Here is a 1,644-nt window from a genome sequence, read left to right on the forward strand (position 1 = left end):
GAATTCTCTAGGAAATTACCGTGCTGACCTTTATATCGTAGATAATGCCAACCAACGTCATTATATCACTGAAACAATTGTAGATGTAAAACATAATAAGCCAGTCGGCACTATTTCAGTAGTTAATAACAATAAAGACACTGGAACTTTTGATGTTGTTATTAGTGATGTCTATAGTTCTAAAGGTGTTCGTACTGTTCAAGTACCTATTTGGTCTGAAAAAGATGGTCAAGACGACATTCGTTGGTATGAAGCCACACGTCAAGCTAATGGCACTTATACGGTAAATGTTCAAGCTACTAACCACAAAAATTCAACAGGTTTGTACAATATTCATTTGTACTACATTTTAAATGATGGGTCACAAGTTGGTGTAGGAGGGACAACGACAACAGTTGAATTCCGTAATGCTAAGACTAAAACGCAAACCTATATCACTAATGTTAATTCAGAAGCAGGTAGTTTTACAGTTGTAGTTGATCAAGCGCCACAAGGACGTCAGATTAAGAATATTCATGTAGCTGTATGGTCAGAAAGTAACCAAGGAAACCTTTCTTGGTACAATACAGCACCTACTGGAACACATACTGAAATCAATGTATCGACTGTTAATCATAAGAATCTCATAGGTAACTATACGACTCATGTTTATGTAGACTATGTAGACAATACTGAAGACGGATTTAACCTTGGTGAGACAGCTCTTGCTCCACGTAATCGTCGTGTTGAGCCTCAGACGACTTATTATTCTCAACGTGATCCTCGTTGGGCTTCTAAGTGGTATGGTGTCAGCAATATGGATCAATCTGGCTGTGTTCCAACATCACTTGCCATGACTTTTACAGATATCTTGGGAACTGTCATTGCACCAACGACAGTTGCGGATTATTTGTATTACAATACAAATTCATTTAACAAAACATCAGTCGCTGGTACTGATGCAGATGGTATTGTATTAGCAAGTAAAAATTGGGGTCTGAAGAGCAACGTACTTTCAAGTATTGATAACATTGCCTCAGCTTTGATGTCAGGTCAACACGTTTTGGCGGCAGTAGGAGCAAGTCAATTTACCAATTATCCTTACACGCATGAAATCGTACTTCATGGCTATGATAATGGTAAAACATATGTTCGTGATCCATTTAACGCCAATAACAATGGATGGTATTCATTGGATTACATTCATGGTGTTCAGAGTAGAGATGCAATGGATACTAAGCTTGGTGCACCATTCTTCTCTGTCTTTGCTTAATCTATAAATCCGGCTCTTTTCTATCATTTGTCAAGTCGATCAAGGCTTTAAGTGAAAAAGGGATAAGACAGTAGCTATTCCGAAGTTACTGTCTTATTTTTAAGCCTTTTTGATTCATAAATGGGCATGCTAAAAAACACCTTATCTGGTATTTTTTGAAACAAGGTGTTACAATAATACGGCATAGACAGCCTTATCGATTTTGGGCCAAAGAGTAATCATATAACTCAAAGAACTCATCTACTCTCTTCTCCTGAAAGTGACAAAGCAAAAGCTGATAAAGAGTATAGTAGTCGGTTAGTTCTTCTGAGAAATTCAGTGTTTTCTCAACGAGTTCATGTGGACTTAAGGTTTGACCAAAGGTCTTCGAGTGAAATGATTTACAAGATAAC

The 1,644-nt window shown here is 37.4% G+C and carries 1 protein-coding gene and 1 pseudogene; one reads left to right on the plus strand and one right to left on the minus strand.

Annotation, left to right across the window (positions count from 1 at the left end):
* Window positions 1-1,252 (plus strand): GBS Bsp-like repeat-containing protein (locus tag HMPREF9425_RS04595; protein ID WP_003097151.1); only part of this gene is annotated, 1,252 nt, incomplete at its 5' end.
* A 202-nt stretch (window positions 1,253-1,454) separates the two neighbouring features.
* On the opposite strand, the pseudogene HMPREF9425_RS09390 reads toward HMPREF9425_RS04595, so the two are convergent.
* A pseudogene (locus tag HMPREF9425_RS09390) lies at window positions 1,455-1,644 on the minus strand (ISL3 family transposase); the annotation flags it as partial.

The organism is Streptococcus vestibularis ATCC 49124, from assembly GCF_000188295.1.
Taxonomy (GTDB): Bacteria; Bacillota; Bacilli; order Lactobacillales; family Streptococcaceae; genus Streptococcus; species Streptococcus vestibularis.